The following is a 22233-nucleotide window of genomic DNA, read 5'->3' as shown; positions in this document are numbered from 1 at the left end:
ACCACAGGGCCGAAGAACTAGCGGCCGATTACCAGCCGCCGCCCGGTCACAGAGGACCGGTGCCCGGCGCACATGCATGGAGGACGTGACGTGGCGAACGACGCCAGCACCGTTTTCGACCTAGTGATCCTCGGCGGTGGCAGTGGCGGTTACGCCGCGGCTCTGCGCGCATCCCAGCTGGGTCTGGACGTTGCCCTGATCGAGAAGAACAAGCTCGGCGGCACCTGCCTGCACAACGGCTGCATCCCCACGAAGGCTCTGCTGCACGCGGGCGAGATCGCGGACCAGGCTCGCGAGGCCGCCCAGTTCGGTGTCAAGGCCTCCTTCGAGGGCATCGACATCGCGGGTGTGCACAAGTACAAGGACGAGGTCATCTCGGGCCTGTACAAGGGCCTGCAGGGCCTCGTCGCCTCCCGCAAGGTGACGTACATCGAGGGTGAGGGCCGCCTCTCCTCGCCGACTTCCGTCGACGTGAACGGCCGGCGCATCCAGGGCCGCCACATCCTGCTGGCGACCGGCTCCGTGCCGAAGTCGCTGCCGGGCCTGAACATCGACGGCAACCGCATCATCTCCTCGGACCACGCGCTGGTCCTGGACCGCGTGCCGCAGTCCGCGATCGTGCTCGGCGGCGGCGTCATCGGCGTCGAGTTCGCCTCGGCGTGGAAGTCCTTCGGCACCGACGTGACCGTCGTCGAGGGCCTCAAGCACCTCGTGCCGGTCGAGGACGAGAACAGCTCGAAGCTGCTGGAGCGCGCGTTCCGCAAGCGCGGGATCAAGTTCAACCTCGGCACCTTCTTCGACAAGGCCGAGTACACCGAGACCGGCGTCCGCGTCACCCTCGCCGACGGCAAGACCTTCGAGGCCGAGGTGCTGCTGGTCGCCATCGGCCGCGGCCCGGTCTCGCAGGGTCTGGGCTACGAGGAGCAGGGCGTCGCGATGGACCGCGGCTACGTCCTGGTCGACGAGTACATGCAGACCAACGTGCCGACCATCTCGGCCGTCGGTGACCTCGTCCCCACCCTCCAGCTGGCGCACGTCGGCTTCGCCGAGGGCATCCTGGTCGCGGAGCGTCTGGCCGGTCTCAAGACCGTCCCGATCGACTACGACGGTGTCCCGCGCGTCACCTACTGCCACCCCGAGGTCGCTTCCGTCGGCATCACCGAGGCCAAGGCCAAGGAGATCTACGGCGCGGACAAGGTCGTGGCCCTCAAGTACAACCTCGCGGGCAACGGCAAGAGCAAGATCCTCAAGACCGCGGGCGAGATCAAGCTCGTCCAGGTCAAGGACGGTGCCGTGGTCGGCGTCCACATGGTCGGTGACCGGATGGGCGAGCAGGTCGGCGAGGCCCAGCTGATCTACAACTGGGAGGCTCTGCCGGCCGAGGTCGCGCAGCTCATCCACGCGCACCCGACCCAGAACGAAGCGATGGGCGAGGCCCACCTGGCCCTGGCCGGCAAGCCGCTTCACTCCCACGACTAATCGTCACGGGCGCGACGACCACTTCCGCACATTCGTTAGGAGCAACTGAAACCATGTCGGTTTCCGTAACCCTTCCGGCGCTCGGAGAGAGCGTGTCCGAGGGCACTGTCACCCGCTGGCTGAAGGCCGAGGGCGAGCGCGTCGAGGCCGACGAGCCGCTTCTCGAAGTGTCGACCGACAAGGTCGACACCGAGATCCCCTCGCCCGTCTCCGGCATCCTGGCCTCCATCAAGGTCGCCGAGGACGAGACCGTCGAGGTCGGCGCCGAGCTGGCCGTCATCGACGACGGCTCCGGCGCCCCGGCCCCGGCCGCCGCTCCGGCTGCCGAGCCGGCCGCCGCCGAGGCTCCGGCCGCTCCGGCTCCGGTCGCGGAGGCCCCCGCTGCCCCCGCCCCGGTCGCCGAGGCCCCCGCCGCCGCTGCCCCGGCCGCGTCCGGCACTGATGTCGTGCTGCCCGCTCTGGGCGAGTCCGTCACCGAGGGCACCGTCACCCGTTGGCTGAAGGCCGTCGGCGAGTCGGTCGAGGCCGACGAGCCGCTGCTGGAGGTCTCCACGGACAAGGTCGACACCGAGATCCCGGCGCCGGTCTCCGGCACGCTGCTGGAGATCCTGGTCGGCGAGGACGAGACCGCCGAGGTCGGCGCCCGGCTGGCCGTCATCGGCGTGGCCGGCGCTGCCCCCGCGGCCGCTCCGGCCCCCGCCGCTGCGGCTCCGGCCGCCGCCCCGGCTCCCGTTGCCGCTCCGGCTCCGGTGGCTGCTCCGGCCGTCCCGGCTCCGGTCGCCGCTCCGGCTCCGGCCGCCCCGGTGGCCGCTCCGGCCCCGGTCCAGGCTGCCGCCCCGGTGGCAGCTCCGGCTCCGGTGACCCCGGCTCCGGCTGCTGCTCCGGCCGCCGCCCCGGCGTTCGCCGGTGACGAGGCCGCGTACGTGACCCCGCTGGTGCGCAAGCTCGCCTCGGAGTCCGGCGTCAACCTGTCGCAGGTCTCGGGCACCGGTGTCGGTGGCCGTATCCGCAAGCAGGACGTCCTGGCTGCCGCCGAGGCCGCCAAGGCCGCTGCCGCCCCGGCGCCGGCCGCTGCCGCTCCGGCCGCCAAGGCTCCGGCCGCCGCGGTCTCCGAGCTGCGCGGTCAGACGGTCAAGATGACCCGCATGCGCAAGGTCATCGGCGACAACATGATGAAGGCCCTGCACTCGCAGGCGCAGCTCAGCTCCGTGGTCGAGGTGGACATCACCAAGATCATGAAGCTGCGCGAGAAGGCCAAGGGCGCGTTCCTGGCCCGTGAGGGCGTCAAGCTCTCGCCGATGCCGTTCTTCGTCAAGGCCGCGGCCCAGGCGCTGAAGGCCCACGCGGTCGTCAACGCCCGGATCAACGAGGACGAGAGCACCATCACCTACTTCGACTCGGAGAACATCGGCATCGCCGTGGACTCCGAGAAGGGCCTGATGACCCCGGTCATCAAGGGTGCCGGTGACCTCAACCTGGCGGGCATCTCCAAGGCGACCGCCGACCTGGCCGCCAAGGTCCGTGGCAACAAGATCACGCCGGACGAGCTGTCGGGCGCGACCTTCACCATCAGCAACACCGGCTCGCGCGGTGCGCTGTTCGACACGGTCATCGTGCCGCCGAACCAGGTCGCCATCCTGGGCATCGGTGCCACGGTCAAGCGCCCGGTGGTCATCGAGACCGCCGAGGGCACGAACATCGGCATCCGCGACATGACGTACCTGACCCTGTCCTACGACCACCGCCTGGTGGACGGCGCGGACGCGGCCCGGTACCTCTCGGCCGTCAAGGCGATCCTCGAGGCCGGCGAGTTCGAGGTCGAGCTCGGTCTCTGAGACCGTGAGGATCTGAACGGCCTGTAAGGCTCACCGCTCCGCCAGGAGCCGCGTACGGCGCCCCCGCCCGGGTAACTCCCGGGCGGGGGCGCCGTCGTCGTACCCTGGGCGCTCTGCGGCTGCCACCCTGTAACCAGCCTCACCCAGCGCCTGCCACCTGGAACGCTTCGCGTTCACCCGCGCCGCCGTATTGTCTACGCATCAGGCCCCGCGACCTGCCCAGCCATCAGGAGATGAAGCCCCGATGATCACCCCACCCGTCGTGCACTCGCTGCGCGAGCAGATCCGCGAGCACATCGTGGAGGGGATCGTCAGCGGGCGCTGGAAGCCCGGCGAGCGGATCGTGGAGCGCCGGATCGCGGTGGAGCTGGAGGTCAGCCAGACGCCCGTACGGGAGGCCCTGCGCGAGCTGGAGACCCTGCGGCTGATCGAGTCGGCGCCGAACAAGGGCGTACGGGTACGGAACCTGTCGGCTGCGGACCTGGAGGAGATCTACCCGGTCCGGGCCGGCCTGGAGCAGATCGCGGCGGAGCTGGCCGCGCCCCGGCTGGCGGCCGACTGCAGCGCCCTGGAGCCGCACGTCGCCGCCCTGTGGGAGGCGGACCGGACCGAGGACGGCACGGCGCAGGTGCGGCACACGGTGGGCTTCCACCGGGAGATGGTGCGGGCGGCGGGGAACAGCGTGCTGCTGCACACCTGGGAGAGCCTGGGCATCGAGGTGTTCACGGCCCTGTCCATCCGCTGGCTGGGGACGGTCCAGAAGTCCTACGCGGAGGAGCACGAAGCCCTCGTCGAGGCGTTCCGCAATCAGGATCCGGAGATCGGGCTGCTCGTGAAGCGGCATGTCCTGGGCTGCGCTCCGCGCGCCTGACCAGGAGGATTGTCCGGGTTTGCCCGGCACTGCGTGCCTAATTTACTGGCACGCGGTGCCGACTTTTGTCCCGTTGGACATTTCTATGCCACATTCGTTTGATCGATCATCGATCAGGGATTTACAGTCGACCCGGACCTCAACCAGGTCCAACGACCCTGTCCTGCCCGTCAGGGATTTTTTCACCACCTCTCCTTTGTCCGGAAGGCGGCGCACACCGATGTCCGACCCCGTAGGAAAGCTTCCGAGCGAGCTCGACCAGCTCCCGGACCGCGACACCGAGGAGACCGCCGAATGGGCGGCCTCCCTCGACGCCGTCGCTCAGGCCGCCGGTACGCGCCGCGCCGAATACCTGCTCCGCCGCACGCTCCAGCACGCCGAGGCCGCCGGCCTCGCGCTGCCGAAGCTGCTGGAGACGGACTACGTCAACACCATCCCCACCGCCGCGGAGCCCGAGTTCCCCGGTGACATGGAGATGGAAGCCAGGATCACCGCGTGGAACCGCTGGAACGCGGCCGCCATGGTGACCCGCGGCTCCAAGTACGGCGTCGGCGGCCACATCGCCACCTTCGCCTCCGCGGCCTGGCTGTACGAGACCGGCTTCCAGCACTTCTTCCGCGGGAAGGAGGCCGACGGATCGGGCGACCAGCTCTACATCCAGGGCCACGCCTCCCCCGGCATCTACGCCCGCGCCTTCCTCGACGGCCGCGTGTCCGAGCAGCAGCTCGACAACTTCCGCCAGGAGTCCGGCGGCAACGGCCTGCCGTCCTACCCGCACCCGCGGCGCCTGCCGTGGCTGTGGGAGTTCCCGACGGTGTCCATGGGCCTCGGCCCGCTCTCCGCGATCTACCAGGCGCGCTTCAACCGCTACCTGCAGAACCGGAGCATCAAGGACACCGCCAACTCGCACGTCTGGGCCTTCCTGGGCGACGGCGAGATGGACGAGCCCGAGTCGACCGCCGCCCTGGCCCTCGCCTCCCGCGAGCAGCTCGACAACCTGACCTTCGTCATCAACTGCAACCTGCAGCGCCTCGACGGTCCGGTCCGCGCCAACTTCCGCGTGGTCCAGGAGCTGGAGGCCCAGTTCCGCGGCGCCGGCTGGAACGTCATCAAGTCGCTGTGGGGCTCCGCCTGGGACGAGCTGTTCCAGCTCGACACCACGGGCGCCCTGGTACGCCGCCTGCGCGAGGTACCGGACGCGCAGTTCCAGACGTACGCGACCCGCGACGTGGCCTACATCCGCCAGCACTTCTTCGGCGCCAACGCCGAGCTCGTGCAGCTGGCGGGCGTCCTGTCCGACGCGAAGATCGCCGAGTGCTTCCACAGCTCCCGCGGCGGCCACGAGCCCCGCAAGGTCTACGCCGCGTACAAGGCCGCCCTGGAGCACAAGGGCGCGCCGACGGTCATCCTCGCGCAGACCGTCAAGGGCTACACGCTGGGTGCCGGGTTCGAGTCGAAGAACGCGAACCACCAGATGAAGAAGCTGACGATCGACGAGTTCAAGGACATGCGTGACCTCCTTGGCCTCCCGATCCCGGACAGCGCCTTCGCCGACGGCGTCGTCCCGTACGGCCACCCGGGCGCGAACAGCCCCGAGGTGCAGTACCTGAACGAGCGCCGCGCGGCGCTCGGCGGCCCGGCCCCGGCCCGCAAGGTCAAGCACGTGGCCCTGCCGGCTCCGGCCGACCGTTCCTTCGCCCCGCTGCTCAAGGGCTCCGGCAAGCAGGAGATGGCCACCACCATGGCCTTCGTCCGGCTCGTCAAGGAACTGATGCGGGACAAGGAGACCGGCAAGCGCTGGGTGCCGATCGTCCCCGACGAGGCCCGTACCTTCGGTATGGAGTCCCTCTTCCCGTCGGCCGGCATCTACTCGCCGCTGGGCCAGACGTACGAGCCGGTCGACCGCGACCAGCTCATGTACTACAAGGAAGCCAAGGACGGCCAGATCCTCAACGAGGGGATCACCGAGGCCGGCGCCATGGCCGACTTCATCGCCGCCTGCACGTCGTACGCGACGCACGGCGAGCCGATGATCCCGTTCTACATCTTCTACTCGATGTTCGGCTGGCAGCGCACCGCCGACCAGATGTGGCAGCTCGCCGACCAGCTCGGCAAGGGCTTCATCGTCGGCGCCACGGCCGGCCGCACCACGCTGACCGGTGAGGGCCTCCAGCACGCGGACGGCCACTCGCACCTGATCGCGTCCACGAACCCGGCGTCGCTCAACTACGACCCGGCCTTCGCGTACGAGATCGCGGTGATCGTCAAGGACGGTCTGCGCCGGATGTACGGCGAGCAGCCCGAGGACGTCTTCTACTACCTGACGGTCTACAACGAGCCGAAGGTGCAGCCCGCGATGCCCGAGGGCGTCGAGGAGGGCATCCTCAAGGGTCTGTACCGCTTCAACACGGCGGCCGACCTCGCCGAGGCGGCCCCGGCCGCCGATGCCCCGAAGGTCCAGCTGATGGCCTCGGGCACGGCGATCCACTGGATCCTGGAGGCGCAGAAGCTCCTCGCCGCCGACTGGAACGTGGCCGCCGACGTCTGGTCCGCCACCTCCTGGGGCGAGCTGCGGCGCGACGCGCTGGAGTGCGACGAGGCGCTGCTGCGCGGCGAGGTGCGCACCCCGTACGTCACCCGCGCGCTGGAGGGCGTCACCAGCCCCGTCCTCGCCGTCTCCGACTGGATGCGTCAGGTCCCGGACCAGATCAGCCAGTGGGTGGAGCAGGACTGGACCTCGCTGGGCACGGACGGCTTCGGTCTGTCCGACACCCGTGAGGGCGCCCGCCGCCACTTCGGTGTCGACGCCCAGTCGATCGTGGTGGCCGCGCTGGCCCAGCTCGCCCGCCGCGGCGAGGTACCGGCGTCCTCCGTCAAGGAGGCCCGGGAGCGCTACGGCCTCTGAGCCCCGGAGCCGTTCCTGACTGACGTGCCGAAGGCCGGTGTTCGTCCCCCGTGGGGGTCGGACACCGGCCTTTGGCCGTATGAGCGGTGGCGGTGCGGGGGCGGACCCGTGATGCTTGAGCCGTGATGGACGAGACGGAGTTCTGGGAGATCGTCGACCGTACCCGCGAGGCCGCCGAGGGCGACCCCGAGGAGCACGCCGAGCTGCTCGTGGAACGGCTGGCGCAGCTGGACCCGGATTCCGTCCTGGACTTCGCCCGGCACTTCGAGTCGCGGTACAACCGGGCGTACACCTGGGACCTGTGGGGCGCGGCCTGGGTGCTGCTCGACGGCGCGAGCGACGACGCCTTCGACTACTTCCGCTGCTGGCTGATCGGCCAGGGGCGGGAGGTCTTCGAGGGCGGCGTCCACGATCCCGACCAGCTGGCGGAGCTCCTGGTGGACTTCGACGAGGAGATCGACGGGGACGGCGAGGAGCTGGGGTACGCGGCCGACGAGGCCTACGAGCAGCTGACCGGCTCGGTGGCGCCGGACCTCGGCGTTCCCGTGCAGGCGGCGGAGCCGGAGGGCACCCCGCTGGACTTCGAGAACGAGGCCGTGCTCGCGGAGCGCTTCCCCCGGCTCTGGGACCGGTTCCGGGACTGACCTGCGGCCCGGCGCCGACGGCCGGCAGTCGCGGCTCAGTGGTGGCGGCTCAGTAGTGGGTGCCGCCGTCGATGCGGATCTCGGTGCCGGTGATGAAGGCGCCGTCCTCGGAAGCCAGCATGGCGACGACGCCGGCCACCGTCTCGGGGCCGGCGAAGCCCTGGCCGAGGGCCGGGGCGAGCTTGGCGAACAGCGACCAGTCGGTGTCCTCGGGCAGGCCGGGGCCGGTGCCGGTGGTCATGCCGCTCTCGATGGAGCCGGGCGCCACGGCGACGAAGCGCAGGCCCTGCTTGCTGTACTCGGCCGCCAGGGCATGGGTCATGGACTGGATGCCGCCCTTGCTGGCCGCGTAGGCGGACATGTAGGGGTGGGCGAAGGACGCCGAGGTGGAGCTGAAGTTCACGACGACCGGCCGGTCCCCGGCGAGCAGGGCCGCCAGCGACTCGCGGACCATCAGGAAGGTGCCGGTCAGGTTGACCCCGATGACCTGGTTCCAGAGGTCGAGCGTGGTCTGGTGGGTGTGCGCGGAGCGCAGGATGCCCGCGGCGTTGACGAGCACGTCGATCCCGCCGAGGGCACCGGCCGCGGCGGCCACGCCCTCCTTGACGGCGCTCTCGTCGGATATGTCGAGGAGCGCGGTGGTCAGCCGGTCGGCGTGCCCGTCGGCGGCGGCCCGCTCGGCGGTCGCCTTCAGCCCGGCCTCGCTGACGTCCACGGTGTGGACCCGGCCGCCCTCGGAGAGGATGCGGTGGACGGTGGCCTGGCCGATGCCGGACCCGCCGCCGGTGATGAGGACGCGACGTCCTTCGTAACGGTTCATGGGGCGAGGGTACCGAGTGGATGACACGTTTTGCCAGAGTGACAATGCATGCAATCAGGCGTGCGGGCGAGAGGTACGCTTCACCCCGTGAGATCCCCTCGTCCGTACTCTCCCCAGGCCGGCCCCGGAGCCCAGTCGCTGACCGAGCGCCGCAAGGCCGCCACCCAGCTCGACATCGCCCGCGCGGCCTGCGAACTCTTCGCCGAGCACGGCCCCGACGGCACCACCGCCGAGGACATCGCTCACCGGGCGGGCGTGGCACTGCGCACGTTCTACCGCTACTTCCGCAACAAGCAGGAGGCGGTCGCCCCGCTGCTCGCGGGCGGCGGCGACGCCTGGCGCGCCCTGCTCGCCGAAGAGGACCCCGGCACTCCGCTCGCCGAGGCCCTGGAACGGGCCGTCACCCGCTCGCTGAGCGGCCCCCAGGCGGTCATGGAGGGCCTGGAGGTGACCCGCGGGCTGCTGCGCGCGGCGACGACCGACGAGGCCCTGCGCGCGGTCTGGTACCGGGTGAACCAGGACTCCGAGGAGCGCCTGGTCCCGGTGGTGTCCCGGCTGGCCGGCCCGGACGCCGACCCGCTTGGCGTGCGCCTGCTCGCCGCGGCGGCCACGGACGCGATCCGCGTCTCCCTGGAGGTCTGGTCGGCCACGGACGCCCCGGTGTCGGGCCCCGGCTCCCCCGCCGAACTCGCGGTCCGCTGCCTGCGCGACCTCACCGGCGCGATGCCCCTGCTGCGCTGAGCTCAGCGCGGCAGGGGCATCGGCGCGGGCCCGCGGCCCTTCGTGTCCTGACCGGCCTCAGCGGCCACCACCCCAGCCTCCGTTGCCTCCGCCACCCCAGTCACCGTTGCCACCGCCGCCGCCCCAGTCACCGTTGCCACCGCGACCGCCACCCCAGTCGCCGTTGCCCCAGTCACCGTTGCCGCCACGGCCGGAGTCGTTCCAGTCGCCGTTGCCGCCGCGACCGTTGCCCCAGTCGCCGTTTCCGCCGCGACCGTTGCCCCAGTCACCGTTGCCGCCGCGACCGGAGTCGTTCCAGTTCGCGTCACGCCAGTTCGAGTCGTGCCAGTTGCTCCAGTCGTGGCGCCCGTTGCCGCCGTTGCCGCCGACTCCGCCGTCGTCCCAGCACCAGCTGGGACGGTCACGGTCACGCCAGTCCCGGTTGCAGCATTCGTCCCAGCGCCAGTCGTTCCGGTTGTCCGAGCACCTCCAGGTGCCGTTGCCCGTGCTGGTGGCCGAGGCGGTGCCGACCGGCAGCAGGCCGATGGCGACTCCGGCGGCGCCCGCCAGGACTGCCGCGAGGATCCTACGGCGCATCTTCATGCACCTCCGCACATATCTCGCTTATGTGGCCTTTAGGTCATTTCCACCCTCGCCCGGCCCCGCTGCCCTGTCAAAGCGAAAGGCCCCCCGCCGCTCTCCGTGGAGAGTGGCGGGGGGCCTCCCATCAGGCATGACGCTCGATCCGAGCGGTCGCGACCTAGAGGTCGAAGTACAGCTCGAACTCGTGCGGGTGCGGGCGCAGCGCGATCGGGGCGATCTCGTGCGTGCGCTTGTAGTCGATCCAGGTCTCGATCAGGTCGGGGGTGAAGACACCGCCGGCCAGGAGGTACTCGTGGTCCTCCTCCAGGGCCTTGAGGACCGCGTCCAGGCTGGTCGGGACCTGCGGGACGCTGGCGTGCTCGTCGGGCGAGAGCTCGTACAGGTCCTTGTCGATCGGCTCCATCGGCTCGATCTTGTTCTTCACACCGTCGAGGCCCGCGAGCAGCAGCGCCGCGAAGGCGAGGTACGGGTTCGAGGACGGGTCCGGCGCGCGGAACTCGACGCGCTTGGCCTTCGGGTTCGAGCCCGTGATCGGGATGCGCATGGCGGCGGAGCGGTTGCGCTGCGAGTACACCATGTTGACCGGCGCCTCGAAGCCCGGTACCAGGCGGTGGTAGGAGTTCACCGTCGGGTTGGTGAACGCCAGCAGCGACGGGGCGTGCTTGAGGATGCCGCCGATGTAGTAGCGGGCGGTGTCCGACAGGCCCGCGTAGCCGGCCTCGTCGTAGAACAGCGGGTCGCCGTTGGCCCAGAGCGACTGGTGCACGTGCATGCCCGAGCCGTTGTCACCGAAGATCGGCTTCGGCATAAAGGTCGCGGTCTTGCCGTTGCGCCAGGCGACGTTCTTCACGATGTACTTGAAGAGCATCAGGTCGTCGGCCGCGGCGAGCAGCGTGTTGAACTTGTAGTTGATCTCGGCCTGGCCGCCGGTGCCGACCTCGTGGTGCTGACGCTCGACCTGGAGGCCCTGGGCGTCCAGCTCGAGGGAGATCTCGGCGCGCAGGTCGGCGAAGTGGTCGACCGGGGCTACGGGGAAGTAACCACCCTTGTAGCGGACCTTGTAACCACGGTTGTTCTCCTCGGAGCCGGTGTTCCAGGCGCCGGCCTCGGAGTCGATGTGGTAGAAGCTCTCGTTCGCCGTGGTCGCGAAGCGCACGCTGTCGAACACGTAGAACTCGGCCTCGGGGCCGAAGTACGCGGTGTCGGCGATGCCGGTGGAGGCCAGGTACGCCTCCGCCTTCTTCGCGATGTTGCGCGGGTCACGGCTGTAGGCCTCGCCCGTGATCGGGTCGTGGATGAAGAAGTTGATGTTGAGCGTCTTGTCCTTGCGGAACGGGTCCAGACGCGCGGTGCTGATGTCGGCACGCAGCGCCATGTCGGACTCGTGGATCGCCTGGAAGCCGCGGATCGAGGAGCCGTCGAAGGCCAGCTCCTCGTTCGGGTCGAACGCGCGCCCCGGGATGGTGAAGTGCTGCATCACACCAGGCAGGTCGCAGAAGCGGACGTCGACGAACTTGACGTCGTTCTCCTCGATGTACTGCTTCACTTCGTCGGCGTTCTGGAACATCCAACTCCTCCTACTCCCGACCCCGGGGCAGGGGCGGGCTTTATAGCTCGTGGTGCGTCAGTGCGGTGCCGCACGCTGACCCGACCATAAGCAGACGGGATTTCCCAAGCATGACCCATTTGTTTCGCACAAGTTAACCAGGGTCCGGCCGGAGTCCTGTGGAGCGCCACCGGTACCGTGGTCGGGTGGACAAGAGGCAAGCAATCGGATCATGGCTCTCCGGCCCCCGCGCGGCCGCCGAGGACATGGGTATCGACTTCGGCTACCGGGGCGAACGGCTGGGCCTGCCGCAGTACGGCCCCGGCTCCGTCGCCCGGTTCGGGCGGCGGCTGGGCGGTGTCGCCATCGACTGGGTCGGCTGCCAGGTGATTGCGTACGGGCTGATCACGGGCGGCAACCTGGCGGCCACGGGCAACTGGACGCTGGGCCTCTTCGTCCTCGTGAGCCTCCTCACCGTGGGCACCGTGGGCTTCACGCCCGGCAAGCGGATCGTCGGGCTCCGGGTACTCGCGGAGGACGGCGGCCGCCTGGGCTTCGGCCGGGTGGTGCTGCGCACCCTGCTGCTGGCCCTGCTCGTCCCGGCGCTGGTCTGGGACCGGGACGGCCGCGGCCTGCACGACAGGCTCTCCCGCGCCGTACAGGTCCGCATCTGACGGCTCCCGGCCACGGCTCGCCGCCGCACGCACAGCAGACGCACGCACAGAGGCGCCCCCGGGCTTCGGCTCGGGGGCGCCTCTGTGTCGTATACGAAAATCAGGTACGAAAATCAGGTACCCGGATCAGGTGCGCAGATCAGGTCGGCGGATCAGCGCATCTTCCCGCCGCGCGGCATCTTCATGCCCTTGGGCATCGGGCCCTTCGGCAGCGGCATGTTGCTCATGAGGTCGCCCATGGCGCGCAGCTTGTCGTTCACCTGGGTGATCTGGGGGCCGGACAGCACGCGCGGCAGCTTGAGCAGGGTGGTGCGCACCTTCTTGAGCGGCACCTCGCCCTCGCCCGTACCCACGATGAAGTCGTGGACCGGCACGTCCGGCATGATCCGGGCCAGCTTCTTCTTCTCGTTCGCGAGCAGGAGCTTCACGCGGTTCGGATTGCCCTCGGCGATCAGCACCACGCCGGCCTTGCCGACGGCCCGGTGCACGATGTCCTGGCTCCTGTTCATCGCGACGGCGGGGGTGGTGGTCCAGCCCCGTCCCACGTTGTCCAGTACGGCCGCGGCCGCGCCCGGCTGCCCCTCCATCTGCCCGAAGGCAGCCCGCTCGGCCCGTCGTCCGAAGACGATCGCCATCGCGAGGAACGCCACCAGGAAGCCCAGGATGCCCAGGTAGACCGGGTGGCCGATCAGGAAGCCGATCGCAAGAAAGACACCGAAGGTGACGATTCCCACGCCCGCGAGAATCAGACCGACCTTCGGGTCGGCCTTGCGCGTCATCTTGTACGTGAGGGCGATCTGCTTCAGTCGCCCGGGGTTCGCAGCAGTCTCTGCGTTTGACTTCCTCGCCATAGAGCGAAGTTTACGTGGCCTGCGGGGTCCGGGTCGCCGCGGCCTCAAGTACGTGTTCGGTTTCGACCCGGTCCTTGGCCCGGCGGCGGTCTTCGAGGACCGCCGTCCAGGCGTTGCGGCGGGCGCCGCTCATGAGCAGCGACTCGATGCCCCGGAAGGCGTCGGTGACGGACGGGATGGCGATGGCGCGTACGGGCGCGGCCTGCATGATGTCGATCCCTTTCACGGTGCTCACGTCTGCATGGTGTTCGGGGTACGTGCTGTGTGGGCGGTGTGTGCGGTGTGTGGACCCATCGTCACTGATTGGTGTTACCAGTGCATGACCAGCCGGTCAAACGTTTCCGAAACATTGGCGCGGCCCGCCGGGCTCTCGTGAAAAGAGCCTAGGGGCCGCGCCGATGCGGTGTTACTGCTTAGTAAGTTTTTGTGCGCGAGTTCACAGAGTCCGTGCTGTAGTGCGCGTCACACGCTCGCGCGCTTCTCCATCGCCTGCTGGTAGAGGCGACCCGCGCGGTACGAGGAGCGGACCAGCGGGCCCGACATCACACCGGAGAAGCCGATCTCCTCGGCCTCCTTCGCCAGCTCCACGAACTCGGCCGGCTTCACCCAGCGCTCGACGGGGTGGTGCCGCGGCGAGGGACGCAGGTACTGGGTGATGGTGATGAGCTCGCAGCCGGCCTCGTGCAGGTCCTTCAGCGCCTGCGAGACCTCCTCGCGCTCCTCGCCCATGCCCAGGATCAGGTTCGACTTGGTCACCAGGCCGTACGCACGGGCCTTGGTGATCACGTCCAGCGAGCGCTCGTAGCGGAAGCCGGGGCGGATCCGCTTGAAGATCCGCGGCACCGTCTCGACGTTGTGCGCGAAGACCTCGGGGCGGGAGGCGAAGACCTCCTCCAGCAGCTCCGGGACCGCGTTGAAGTCGGGGGCCAGCAGCTCGACCTTGGTGTGGCCGCTCTCGCGGCCCGCGGTCTGCTGGTGGATCTGGCGCACGGTCTCCGCGTACAGCCAGGCACCGCCGTCGGCCAGGTCGTCGCGGGCGACGCCGGTGATGGTGGCGTAGTTCAGGTCCATGGTGACCACGGACTCTCCGACGCGGCGCGGCTCGTCGCGGTCGAGGGCCTCGGGCTTGCCCGTGTCGATCTGGCAGAAGTCACAGCGCCGGGTGCACTGGTCGCCACCGATGAGGAAGGTGGCCTCGCGGTCCTCCCAGCATTCGTAGATGTTCGGACAGCCTGCCTCCTGGCACACCGTGTGCAGTCCTTCGCCCTTCACCAGGGCCTGCATCTTGGTGTACTCGGGACCCATCTTCGCCCGGGTCTTGATCCACTCGGGCTTGCGCTCGATGGGGGTCTGACTGTTCCGGACCTCGAGGCGCAGCATCTTGCGTCCGTCGGGTGCGACTGCGGACACGACCGGCTCCCTGTGACTTCGATTCTTCGGCGCCCACCAGGGTACGCCCGTAATTTCGTACGCTCTTACGTCCGCCAACCTGGGGCCGGCCGGACGCATTCCCCGGGGCCGCTAGCCCACGGCCGGCTCTATGTCGCGCGGCCGCAGTTCCGCCTGCTCGAATACGTCCTTCAGGTGGCGCTCGACGACCGGCAGCACCTCGGCGATGCCGATGTCGCGGCCCAGCTCGTACGAGAGCGAGGTCACACCGGCGTCCCGGATGCCACAGGGGATGATCCGGTCGAACCAGGTGCTGTCGGGGTTCACGTTGATCGCGAAGCCGTGCATGGTGACGCCCTTGGCGACCCGGATGCCGATGGCGGCGAGCTTGCGGTCCTCGCGGCGCTGGCCGGCGTTGGACGGGGCGTACTCGGGGCCGTTCAGCCGGGCGTCGAACTCGTCGTCGTGCAGCCGCGGGTCGAAGTCCAGGGAGAGGCCGCCGATCTTCGGGCGCTCCTCCACCGGGTCGCCGAGCACCCAGACCCCCGAGCGGCCCTCGACGCGGGTGGTCTCCAGGCCGAACTCGGCCGCCGTACGGATGAGGGCATCCTCCAGGCGCCGCACGTGGGCGACCACGTCGACCGGGCGCGGCAGCTTCATGATCGGGTAGCCGACCAGCTGGCCGGGGCCGTGCCAGGTGATCTTGCCGCCGCGGTCCACGTCGACGACGGGGGTGCCGTCGAGCGGGCGCTCGCTGGGGTCCGTGCGACGGCCCGCGGTGTAGACCGGCGGGTGCTCCAGCAGGAGGCAGGTGTCGCCCGTCTCGTCCGCGAACCGCGCGGCGTGCACGCGCCGCTGCTCTTCCCAGGCCGCGGTGTACTCGACGGCATCCGGCCCGAAGCCCAGATGGACAAATCCAAGCTCAGCCACGGCAGCGCCTCCTCATTGAACCTGCTGTGTGCACGTATCGCACTCAGCAAGGGTACGGCGACCCGTACGGGACCCGTCAGGGCCCCGTCCCCGGACCCGCGCCCGGCCCCGCCGCGCCCGCCTGCGGCGCCTCCGGCAACGGCCCGGGCAGCTGCTTGGGACGCCTTCTGCCCTTGGCCGGCCGGTCCGGGTCCTCGTCGGCCCGCGGCAGCCGGCGGTGGCCCTCCGAGTGGTCGTTGACCCAGCCGCACACGCCGCACGCGTACCGCCCGTCGAGCCCCGCGATGTAGGTCCCGCAGCGCCGGCACTCGGCCTCGGTCAGTTCGGGAGGAGGCAGCGGGGCGGTGGATTCGGGGCGTGGCTCGGGGAGGGGAGCCCCGCTGGGCCTGCGGGTCATGGGCCGCAGCGTACGCGGACGGAGGGGGTCGGTCCGTAAAGAGCCCTACCGATTCTGCACACGATCGGATGAATGTGGGACAGACAGGGCGGTCCAGGCGGAGTTCGCCGCTACATTCACGCCGTTCAAGGGCCGGGACTCCGGTCCGTCACGTCAGGAAACCGTGGAGCCGATGACGGAACGACCTGCCCAGCGCGTCCCCAACCGGCAGCTCGCGGCGCTGATCGCGGAAGCCGGGTTCTCCAACGCCGGGCTCGCCCGCCGCGTCGACCAGCTCGGCCTGGAGCACGGTCTCGATCTGCGCTACGACAAGACCTCCGTGACCCGGTGGCTGCGCGGGCAGCAGCCGCGCGGGACCACCCCCGCGCTGATCGCGGAGGTCTTCACCCGGCGCCTCGGGCGGCGGCTCTCGGCGCAGGACCTGGGCCTGGACGCCTGCGCGCCCGTGTACGCGGGGCTGGAGTTCGCGGCCACCCCCGAGGAGGCCGTGGACATCGCGAGCGGGTTGTGGCGCAAGGACTCCGGCTCCCACGCCGAGCTGCGGAAGATCGCCTTCACCCCGGCCGGGCTGGTCGTGCCCAGCCGGGACTGGCTGATCGGGCGGGCCGACGAGCGGGTGGGGCGGGGCGCCGACCCGGCGGCGGCCCGGGTCCCGGTGCAGGGGCGGGCCTCGGTGCCCCTGCAGCGGCAGATCGACCGCAGTCCCGGGCAGCGTGTGACGGGCGGGGACATCGCGGCGCTGCGCTCGGTGAGCGAGCTGTTCCGCGCCCTGGACCAGGCCTACGGCGGCGGCCACGCCCGGCAGGCGCTGGTGCGCTACCTGGAGCACGAGGCGGAGCCGATGCTCCGCGGGACCTACGGGGAGACCACCGGGCGGCGGCTGTTCGCCGCCGCGGCCGACCTGACCCGGCTCGCGGGCTGGACCTCGTACGACATCGCCGCGCACGGGCTGGCCCAGCGCTACTTCGTGCAGGCGCTGCGCCTCGCGCAGGCCGCCGGGGACCGGCCGTACGGCAGCTACGTGCTGGTCACCATGAGCCGCCAGGCGGTCTACCTGGGGCACGGCCGGGAGGCGGTGCAGCTGGCCCGGGTCGCCCAGCAGGGCGTGGGTTCCGGCCCGCCGCCGGTGGTGCAGGCGCTGCTGCACTCGGCGGAGGCCCGGGGGCACGCGGTGATGGGCGAGGTCAGGGCGTCGACGGCTTCGCTGGTGCGGGCCGAGCGGGCGCTGGGCGCGGCGCGGCCCGGGGACGACGTACCGCACTGGGGCCGGTTCTTCGACGAGGCGCAGCTGGCCGACGAGTTCGGGCACTGCCACCGGGACCTCCAGCAGTACCGGGCCTCGGCGCAGCACGCGGAGCGGTCCTTGCAGCTGCGGGCGCCGGCCTACGCGCGGTCCCGGCTGTTCTGCCGGGTGGTGCTGGCCACGGCCCGGCTGGGGCTGGGCGAGCTGGACCAGGCGTGCGCGCTGGGTGCGGAGGCTGCGCAGCAGGCCATGGAGATGCGGTCGGTTCGGGCGGTGGAGTACGTACGGGACTTCGAGCGGCGGCTGGAGCCGTTTCGTGATGCGTCTGCCGTGCGGACCTATCGGGACCGGGTGGCTGCGTTGTCTTGACCCTGCGGGTCGGCTGCCGGGGGCTCTGCCCCCGGGCCCCCCGCGCCTCAAACGCCGGCGGGGCTGGAATTGCCCTGCGGGCAATCCAGCCCCGGCGGCGTTCCCGGGTGGTTCTCAGGCCGCCACCGGAACGGCGGGTTCTGGGGTGGCCGGGAGGGGGATGCCGAAGTCGCGCAGTACTGCGGTGGTGGCGCGGCGGGCGGAACGCAGGGCCCCCTGCACGGTGTTGGTGTCGCGGTGGTCGCCGCACACGTACAGCCCGGCCACGACGCGTACCGGCCGGCGCAGATCGTGGGACGGGGGCATGGCGGGTACGGCCTCCCGGGTGTGGTGGACGGCGAGGAGCTCCCACTCGCGGGTCGCGGTCTCGTACAGCCGCGCCAGGCGGGAGGCGACCGTACGCACGGGCGGCGGCGGGCCGAGCACGGTGGTGGTGACCAGGCTCCGGCCGGCCGGGGCCCGCGTCGGGTCGACCGCGCTCATCACGGCGGTATGGGCCACGGGCCACTTGGGGTCGCCGTCCAGGAGCAGCGAGCCGTCCCAGGGCAGGGGTGTGGCGGTGGCGTGGTGCAGGACGGTGACCTCGTGGAACGCGGGCACGCGCAGGCCGGGCAGGAGTCCGGCGGCGGCGCGGGCCCCGGTGGCCAGCAGGACCGAGCGGCAGCTGAAGTCGCCGTGCTCCTCGGTGGTGACGAGGTTGGTCGCCACCGAGCGGACCCGGATGCCGGTGCGGACGGTGCCGGGCGGCAGGCCCTCGGCGAGCAGGGCGGGCAGGGCCGCGGCCCCTCCCCCGGGCACGGCGAGGCGGCCGCGGGCGAAGGTGCGCAGGGCGAGGTCGGCGACGCGGCTGGAGGTGGTGAGCTCCGGATCGCGCAGCAGGGTGGCGAGCAGTGGCCGCAGTACCGCGTTGACGGTGCGGGGCGGCAGGCCGCGCGAGCGCAGGGCGGCGGAGGCCGTGCGTTCGGGGCGGGCGAGCAGCCGCTCCTCCGGCAGGGCGGCGAGCCGCCCGAGGGCGGCGCTGAGCCGGGCCTGGTCGAGGGAGCCGCTGGCCAGGGCGCGGGCCGGGGTGAGCGCCCCGGCCCGGAGCTGTTTGCCGTCGGTGTGGACCAGGACCCCGGGCGCGAAGGGGCGCAGGGTCAGGCCCTCCAGGCCGGGGGTGCGGGTCAGTTCGGTGTACGAGGTGTTGAGCAGCTGGCCGATCCGGTCCAGCCGGAACCCGTCGGCCGACTCGGTGGCCATCCGGCCGCCGGGGTCGTCGGCGGCCTCCAGGACGGTGACGGTGACCCCCGCCGCGATCAGGTGGTGCGCGGCCGCGAGTCCCGAGACTCCGGCTCCTACGATGATGACGTCCGCATGGTGTGCGGCATGGTGTGCGCTGCTGAGCACGTGCCCCTCCCCGAGGTCGGCGCGGCTGTGTGGGGATCCTCATTCCCCCAACCGACTCCAGGGGAACCCGAGTTCGGTCGGCTATTCCGGTCAACTCCGGTCGCACAACGGTCGCATCCGGGTCACGGGCGGTCGCACACCGGTCGCATGTGGTGCTCAGAGCGCGGCGCGGATGGCCTCGTCGATGCCGGGGTCGCGGAAGACGAAGCCCGACTCCAGCAGCCGGGCGGGCAGGACCCGCTGACTGCCCAGCACGTCCTCGGAGAACTTGCCGAGGACGATCCGCAGGGCCGGGGCCGGTACGGGCAGCAGCGCGGGCCGGTGCAGCACCCGGCCCATGGCGGCGGTGACCTGGCGGTTGGTCAGCGGCTCGGGGCCGGTGAGGTTGACGGGGCCTTCGATGCCGGGGGTGTCGATGATGTGCCGCAGGGCGGCGATCTCGTCCCGGAGGGAGATGTACGACCAGTACTGGCGGCCGTTGCCGAGCGGGCCTCCGATGCCCGCGCGGAAGATCGGGAACAGCCGTCCCCAGGCCCCGCCCTCGCCCGCCACGACCAGGCCGGTACGGGCGAAGACGGTACGGATCCCGGCCGCGCGGGCCGGTTCCGCGGCCGCCTCCCACTCCACGCAGACCGATGGCAGGAAGCCCTGCCCGGCGGGGGCGTCCTCGTCCACGGGCCGGTCGCCTGTGTCCCCGTAGTAGCCGATGGCGGAGCCGCAGACGAACACGGCGGGCGGCTCGTCGAGTGCGGCCAGCGCTGTGGCCAGCGTGGCGGTGCCCAGGACCCGGCTGTCGCGGATCTCCTTCTTGTACGCGGTGGTCCAGCGGTGGTCCCCCACCCCGGCCCCGGCCAGGTGCACGACCGCCGCGCAACCGGTCAGCCCGACCGGGTCGACGTGACCGCCCGCGGGGTCCCAGCGGGCCTCGTCGGCCGCGGCGGGCGCCCGGCGCACGAAGCGGACCACCTCGTGGCCGTCCGCGCGGAGGGACCGTACGAGGGCATTGCCGATGAGCCCGGTGGAACCGGTGACCGCTATACGCATGACCCCATCCTGCCGGGTCGCTGCGCTGGCGTCAGCGGATCCGGGGCCGGGTCGCTGCGCTGGCGTCAGCGGATCCGGGGCCGGGTCGCTGCGCTGGCGTCAGCGGATCCGGGGCCGGGTCGGGGCGTTGCGGGCGGCGGGGCGGGGCGGGCCGGCCTCGCCTCCTGGGGGCCCGGCCCCCGTAGCCCGGCTCCGCCGGGACCTGGGGCTCCGCCCCAGACCCCGCGCCTCAAACGCCGGCGGGGCTGGGTTGTGCCCCTGCGGGCGATCCAGCCGCACATGGCAAGCGGCATGAGCCAAATCCAGCCTCGCCGGCGTTTGAGGCGCGGGGTTCGGGGCGGAGCCCCGGTATTTGAGCCCCGCCGGCGTTTGAGGCGCGGGGTTCGGGGCGGAGCCCCGGTATTTGAGCCTCGCCGGCGATTGAGGCGGGGGTCCGGGGCTGAGCCCGGATTTGAGCCTCGCCGGCGATTGAGGCGCGGGGTTCGGGGCGGAGCCCCGGGGGCCGGCGGAGGCCGTGTCAGGTGGTGGCGCCCAGCCAGGTGCCCACCGCGTACGTGACGGCCATCGCCAGGGCGCCGCCGGCCACGTTGCGCAGGACCGCGCGCGGGACCGGCGCGCCGCCCAGGCGCGCGCTGAGCACTCCGCACAGCGTGAGGGCGGCGAGGACGGAGACCACGGTGACCGGGACGCGGACGGACGGGCCGGGCAGGATGATCGCCAGCAGCGGGAGCAGCGCGCCCACGGTGAAGGCGATGAGGCTGGCGAGGGCCGCGTGCCAGGGGTTGGCCAGTTCGTCGGGGTCGATGCCGAGTTCGACGCGGGCGTGGGCCCGCAGCGCGTCCCGTTCCGTCAGCTGTTCGGCCGCCTCCCGGGCCACGTCGCGGCTCAGGCCCCGCTGGGACAGCAGATCGGTCAGTTCCTCCAGCTCGGCCTCCGGTTCCGCGGCCAGCTCCCGCCGCTCCGTCTCCAGCGCGGCCCGTTCGGAGTCCCGCTGGGAGCTGACGGAGACGTACTCCCCCGCCGCCATCGACAGCGCGCCCGCCAGCAGCCCGGCGACGCCCGCGGCCAGGATCGCCGGGCGGGAGGTGGTGGCACCGGCCACGCCGACCACCAGTCCCGCCGTGGAGATGATGCCGTCGTTGGCGCCGAGGACACCCGCGCGCAGCCAGTTGAGCCGGGTGCTGATCCCCGCGCTGGTGCCGCCGTCACCGGAACCGTGGGCTTCGACGTGCGCCCGGCTCGGCGTCCGGCCGGAGGCTTCTTCGTCCGTCACGCCCCCACTGTCGCGGCCCCGGCGGCACCCGGCCACCCGTGGGGCGGGCCCGGGGTCGCGCGGGCGCGGCCCCGGTACGAGGGTGGAGGGGTGAGACGCGGACGCGAGGAGCCGGGCTGGCTGCGCGGCGAGCCACCACCGCGCTGGGCGCGGCTCGCGCCCGCGGTGGCCCTGCTGGTGCTGGTGCTCGCGCAGATGGCCACGCCGGGCGACGTGGAGCTGGGGTACTTCCTGGCCGCTCTGCCGCCGGTGGCCGCCTTCGCGTACGGGGCCGCCGGTACGGCGTTCTTCGCCGGGGTGGTGGTGCTGCTGCTCGGCGTGCCGGCCATCGGCGTCGCCCATGCCCGCGGCTCCGACCTGGCCACGGTCGCCGCGGTCGGCCTGCTGAGCGTGGTGATCGCCTGGGTGCGGCGGCGCCGGGACGCCCAGCTGGTCAGCGTACGGACGGTGGCCGAGGCGGCCCAGCTGGCGGTGCTGCCGCCGGTGCCGCCGCGGGTGGGCCAGGTGCGCTGCTCCGGGCTGTACCGGGCGGCTCAGCAGGGCACCCTGGTCGGCGGCGACCTGTACGACGTACGGGCGGGGCCGTACGGGGTACGGGCGCTGGTCGCCGACGTGCAGGGCCACGGGCTGGCCGCGGTCGCCACGGTGGCGGGGCTGCTGGGGTCCTTCCGGGAGGCGGCGCTGGACGACGCGGAGCTGGTGGCGGTGGCGGCCCGGCTGGACCGGCGGCTGCTGGCGGACGCGGCGCCTTCGGCGGACGGGTCCGCCGGGCAGCCGGAGCTGTTCGTGACGGCGGTGCTGCTGGAGTTCCCGCCCGGGCGGGACCGCGTACGGATCGTCTCGTGCGGGCATCCGCCGGCCCTGCTGCTGCGCGGGACCAAGGTCGAGGAGGTGCTGGTGGAGCCGGGTCCGCCGCTGGGCCTGGGCCTCCCGGGGCCGGCCCCGTCCACGGTGGCCGAGGTGCGGCTGGCGGCCGGGGACCGGCTGCTGCTGTACACCGACGGGGTGACGGAGGCCCGGGACGCGGCGGGGTACTTCTACCCGCTGGCCGCCCGGGTGCCGGTGCTGTCGAGGGACCCGGCGGGTTTGGTCGAGGCGGTGTGGCGGGACCTGGTGGCCTTCTCCGGCGGGGGTCCGCGCGACGACGTGGCCTTGCTGCTGCTCTCGCTGGACGGGATCGCGGGCGCGCCGGGCCTCCGGGAAGCCCCGGCGGGCTTCCCGGAGGTACCGCGCTGACGGACCGGGCCGCTTACT

General features: G+C 71.8%; 20 protein-coding genes. 9 read left to right on the top strand and 11 right to left on the bottom strand.

Annotated elements, in window-relative coordinates; translation table 11 throughout:
• The first annotated feature begins 90 nt into the window (after positions 1-90).
• The 5 genes from lpdA to OG447_RS15015 all read left to right on the top strand — a co-directional run bounded on the left by lpdA (position 91) and on the right by OG447_RS15015 (position 7734).
• Positions 91-1479, top strand: coding sequence for a dihydrolipoyl dehydrogenase (gene lpdA, locus OG447_RS15035; protein WP_266936995.1), 1389 nt, complete (start codon positions 91-93; stop codon positions 1477-1479).
• Between the two features lie 53 nt (positions 1480-1532).
• A complete protein-coding gene (gene sucB / locus OG447_RS15030) occupies positions 1533-3314 on the top strand; it encodes a 2-oxoglutarate dehydrogenase, E2 component, dihydrolipoamide succinyltransferase (RefSeq protein WP_266936994.1) in 1782 nt (593 codons plus the stop codon).
• A 247-nt stretch (positions 3315-3561) separates the two neighbouring features.
• Entirely contained in the window at positions 3562-4185 is a 624-nt protein-coding gene (locus OG447_RS15025) for a GntR family transcriptional regulator (RefSeq protein ID WP_266938886.1), read from the top strand.
• A 220-nt stretch (positions 4186-4405) separates the two neighbouring features.
• Complete coding sequence (gene aceE, locus OG447_RS15020; protein WP_266936993.1) at positions 4406-7090, top strand: pyruvate dehydrogenase (acetyl-transferring), homodimeric type; 2685 nt, start codon at positions 4406-4408, stop codon at positions 7088-7090.
• Between the two features lie 125 nt (positions 7091-7215).
• Complete coding sequence (locus OG447_RS15015; protein WP_266938885.1) at positions 7216-7734, top strand: DUF4240 domain-containing protein; 519 nt, start codon at positions 7216-7218, stop codon at positions 7732-7734.
• A 49-nt stretch (positions 7735-7783) separates the two neighbouring features.
• Here OG447_RS15015 and OG447_RS15010 read toward each other — a convergent pair whose 3' ends face one another.
• Positions 7784-8554: an SDR family NAD(P)-dependent oxidoreductase gene (locus OG447_RS15010; protein WP_266936992.1), complete on the bottom strand. Its 771-nt coding sequence runs from the start codon at positions 8552-8554 to the stop codon at positions 7784-7786.
• 87 nt (positions 8555-8641) lie between these two features.
• Between OG447_RS15010 and OG447_RS15005 the strand changes: the two genes are divergently transcribed.
• Positions 8642-9295, top strand: coding sequence for a TetR/AcrR family transcriptional regulator (locus OG447_RS15005; protein ID WP_266936991.1), 654 nt, complete (start codon positions 8642-8644; stop codon positions 9293-9295).
• A gap of 57 nt (positions 9296-9352) precedes the next feature.
• On the opposite strand, the gene OG447_RS15000 is transcribed toward OG447_RS15005, so the two are convergent.
• Positions 9353-9871, bottom strand: coding sequence for a hypothetical protein (locus tag OG447_RS15000; protein ID WP_266936990.1), 519 nt, complete (start codon positions 9869-9871; stop codon positions 9353-9355).
• Between the two features lie 163 nt (positions 9872-10034).
• Positions 10035-11444 (bottom strand): type I glutamate--ammonia ligase, encoded by a 1410-nt coding sequence (glnA, locus tag OG447_RS14995; RefSeq protein WP_266936989.1) that lies wholly within the window; start codon positions 11442-11444, stop codon positions 10035-10037.
• Between the two features lie 185 nt (positions 11445-11629).
• On the opposite strand from glnA, the gene OG447_RS14990 reads away from it, so the two are divergent.
• The gene (locus OG447_RS14990) at positions 11630-12097 is read left to right on the top strand and encodes an RDD family protein (protein WP_266936988.1); all 468 of its coding nucleotides are present in this window, start codon (positions 11630-11632) and stop codon (positions 12095-12097) included.
• Positions 12098-12249: 152 nt separating this feature from the next.
• Here OG447_RS14990 and OG447_RS14985 read toward each other — a convergent pair whose 3' ends face one another.
• From OG447_RS14985 to OG447_RS14965, 5 genes are all read right to left on the bottom strand, one after another.
• Positions 12250-12948, bottom strand: coding sequence for a DUF4191 domain-containing protein (locus OG447_RS14985; RefSeq protein WP_266936987.1), 699 nt, complete (start codon positions 12946-12948; stop codon positions 12250-12252).
• Between the two features lie 10 nt (positions 12949-12958).
• The gene (locus tag OG447_RS14980; protein WP_266938884.1) at positions 12959-13156 is read right to left on the bottom strand and encodes a hypothetical protein; all 198 of its coding nucleotides are present in this window, start codon (positions 13154-13156) and stop codon (positions 12959-12961) included.
• Positions 13157-13410: 254 nt separating this feature from the next.
• Positions 13411-14358 carry a lipoyl synthase gene (gene lipA / locus OG447_RS14975; protein ID WP_266936986.1) on the bottom strand — a complete coding sequence of 316 codons (948 nt, stop codon included), beginning with the start codon at positions 14356-14358 and terminating at the stop codon, positions 13411-13413.
• 111 nt (positions 14359-14469) lie between these two features.
• Entirely contained in the window at positions 14470-15267 is a 798-nt protein-coding gene (gene lipB / locus OG447_RS14970) for a lipoyl(octanoyl) transferase LipB (RefSeq protein WP_266936985.1), read from the bottom strand.
• Positions 15268-15343: 76 nt separating this feature from the next.
• On the bottom strand, positions 15344-15664 hold the full coding sequence (locus tag OG447_RS14965; protein ID WP_266936984.1) for a hypothetical protein: 321 nt from the start codon (positions 15662-15664) through the stop codon (positions 15344-15346).
• A 172-nt stretch (positions 15665-15836) separates the two neighbouring features.
• On the opposite strand from OG447_RS14965, the gene OG447_RS14960 reads away from it, so the two are divergent.
• Positions 15837-17276 (top strand): regulator, encoded by a 1440-nt coding sequence (locus OG447_RS14960; RefSeq protein WP_266936983.1) that lies wholly within the window; start codon positions 15837-15839, stop codon positions 17274-17276.
• Positions 17277-17390: 114 nt separating this feature from the next.
• On the opposite strand, the gene OG447_RS14955 is transcribed toward OG447_RS14960, so the two are convergent.
• From OG447_RS14955 to OG447_RS14945, 3 genes are all read right to left on the bottom strand, one after another.
• Positions 17391-18662 (bottom strand): FAD-dependent oxidoreductase, encoded by a 1272-nt coding sequence (locus tag OG447_RS14955; RefSeq protein ID WP_266936982.1) that lies wholly within the window; start codon positions 18660-18662, stop codon positions 17391-17393.
• 156 nt (positions 18663-18818) lie between these two features.
• Positions 18819-19706: a TIGR01777 family oxidoreductase gene (locus OG447_RS14950; RefSeq protein ID WP_266936981.1), complete on the bottom strand. Its 888-nt coding sequence runs from the start codon at positions 19704-19706 to the stop codon at positions 18819-18821.
• Between the two features lie 517 nt (positions 19707-20223).
• Positions 20224-20892, bottom strand: a complete 669-nt coding sequence (locus OG447_RS14945; RefSeq protein WP_266938883.1) for a VIT family protein — start codon at positions 20890-20892, stop codon at positions 20224-20226.
• Between the two features lie 177 nt (positions 20893-21069).
• On the opposite strand from OG447_RS14945, the gene OG447_RS14940 reads away from it, so the two are divergent.
• Positions 21070-22215, top strand: coding sequence for a PP2C family protein-serine/threonine phosphatase (locus OG447_RS14940; protein WP_266936980.1), 1146 nt, complete (start codon positions 21070-21072; stop codon positions 22213-22215).
• The last annotated feature ends 18 nt before the right edge of the window (positions 22216-22233 follow it).

Source organism: Streptomyces sp. NBC_01408 (assembly GCF_026340255.1).
Classification (GTDB): Bacteria; Actinomycetota; Actinomycetes; order Streptomycetales; family Streptomycetaceae; genus Streptomyces.
This window is presented reverse-complemented; position numbering and strand designations above follow the sequence as displayed.

What these genes read in the sequence shown, in the direction of transcription:
- sucB (WP_266936994.1), top strand. Translation starts at nt 1,533, where the DNA reads ATGTCGGTTTCCGTAACCCTTCCGGCGCTCGGAGAGAGCGTGTCCGAG.
- aceE (WP_266936993.1), top strand. Translation starts at nt 4,406, where the DNA reads ATGTCCGACCCCGTAGGAAAGCTTCCGAGCGAGCTCGACCAGCTCCCG.
- OG447_RS15015 (WP_266938885.1), top strand. Translation starts at nt 7,216, where the DNA reads ATGGACGAGACGGAGTTCTGGGAGATCGTCGACCGTACCCGCGAGGCC.
- OG447_RS15010 (WP_266936992.1), bottom strand. Translation starts at nt 8,554, where the DNA reads ATGAACCGTTACGAAGGACGTCGCGTCCTCATCACCGGCGGCGGGTCC.
- OG447_RS15000 (WP_266936990.1), bottom strand. Translation starts at nt 9,871, where the DNA reads ATGCGCCGTAGGATCCTCGCGGCAGTCCTGGCGGGCGCCGCCGGAGTC.
- glnA (WP_266936989.1), bottom strand. Translation starts at nt 11,444, where the DNA reads ATGTTCCAGAACGCCGACGAAGTGAAGCAGTACATCGAGGAGAACGAC.
- OG447_RS14985 (WP_266936987.1), bottom strand. Translation starts at nt 12,948, where the DNA reads ATGGCGAGGAAGTCAAACGCAGAGACTGCTGCGAACCCCGGGCGACTG.
- OG447_RS14980 (WP_266938884.1), bottom strand. Translation starts at nt 13,156, where the DNA reads ATGCAGGCCGCGCCCGTACGCGCCATCGCCATCCCGTCCGTCACCGAC.
- OG447_RS14965 (WP_266936984.1), bottom strand. Translation starts at nt 15,664, where the DNA reads ATGACCCGCAGGCCCAGCGGGGCTCCCCTCCCCGAGCCACGCCCCGAA.
- OG447_RS14960 (WP_266936983.1), top strand. Translation starts at nt 15,837, where the DNA reads ATGACGGAACGACCTGCCCAGCGCGTCCCCAACCGGCAGCTCGCGGCG.
- OG447_RS14950 (WP_266936981.1), bottom strand. Translation starts at nt 19,706, where the DNA reads ATGCGTATAGCGGTCACCGGTTCCACCGGGCTCATCGGCAATGCCCTC.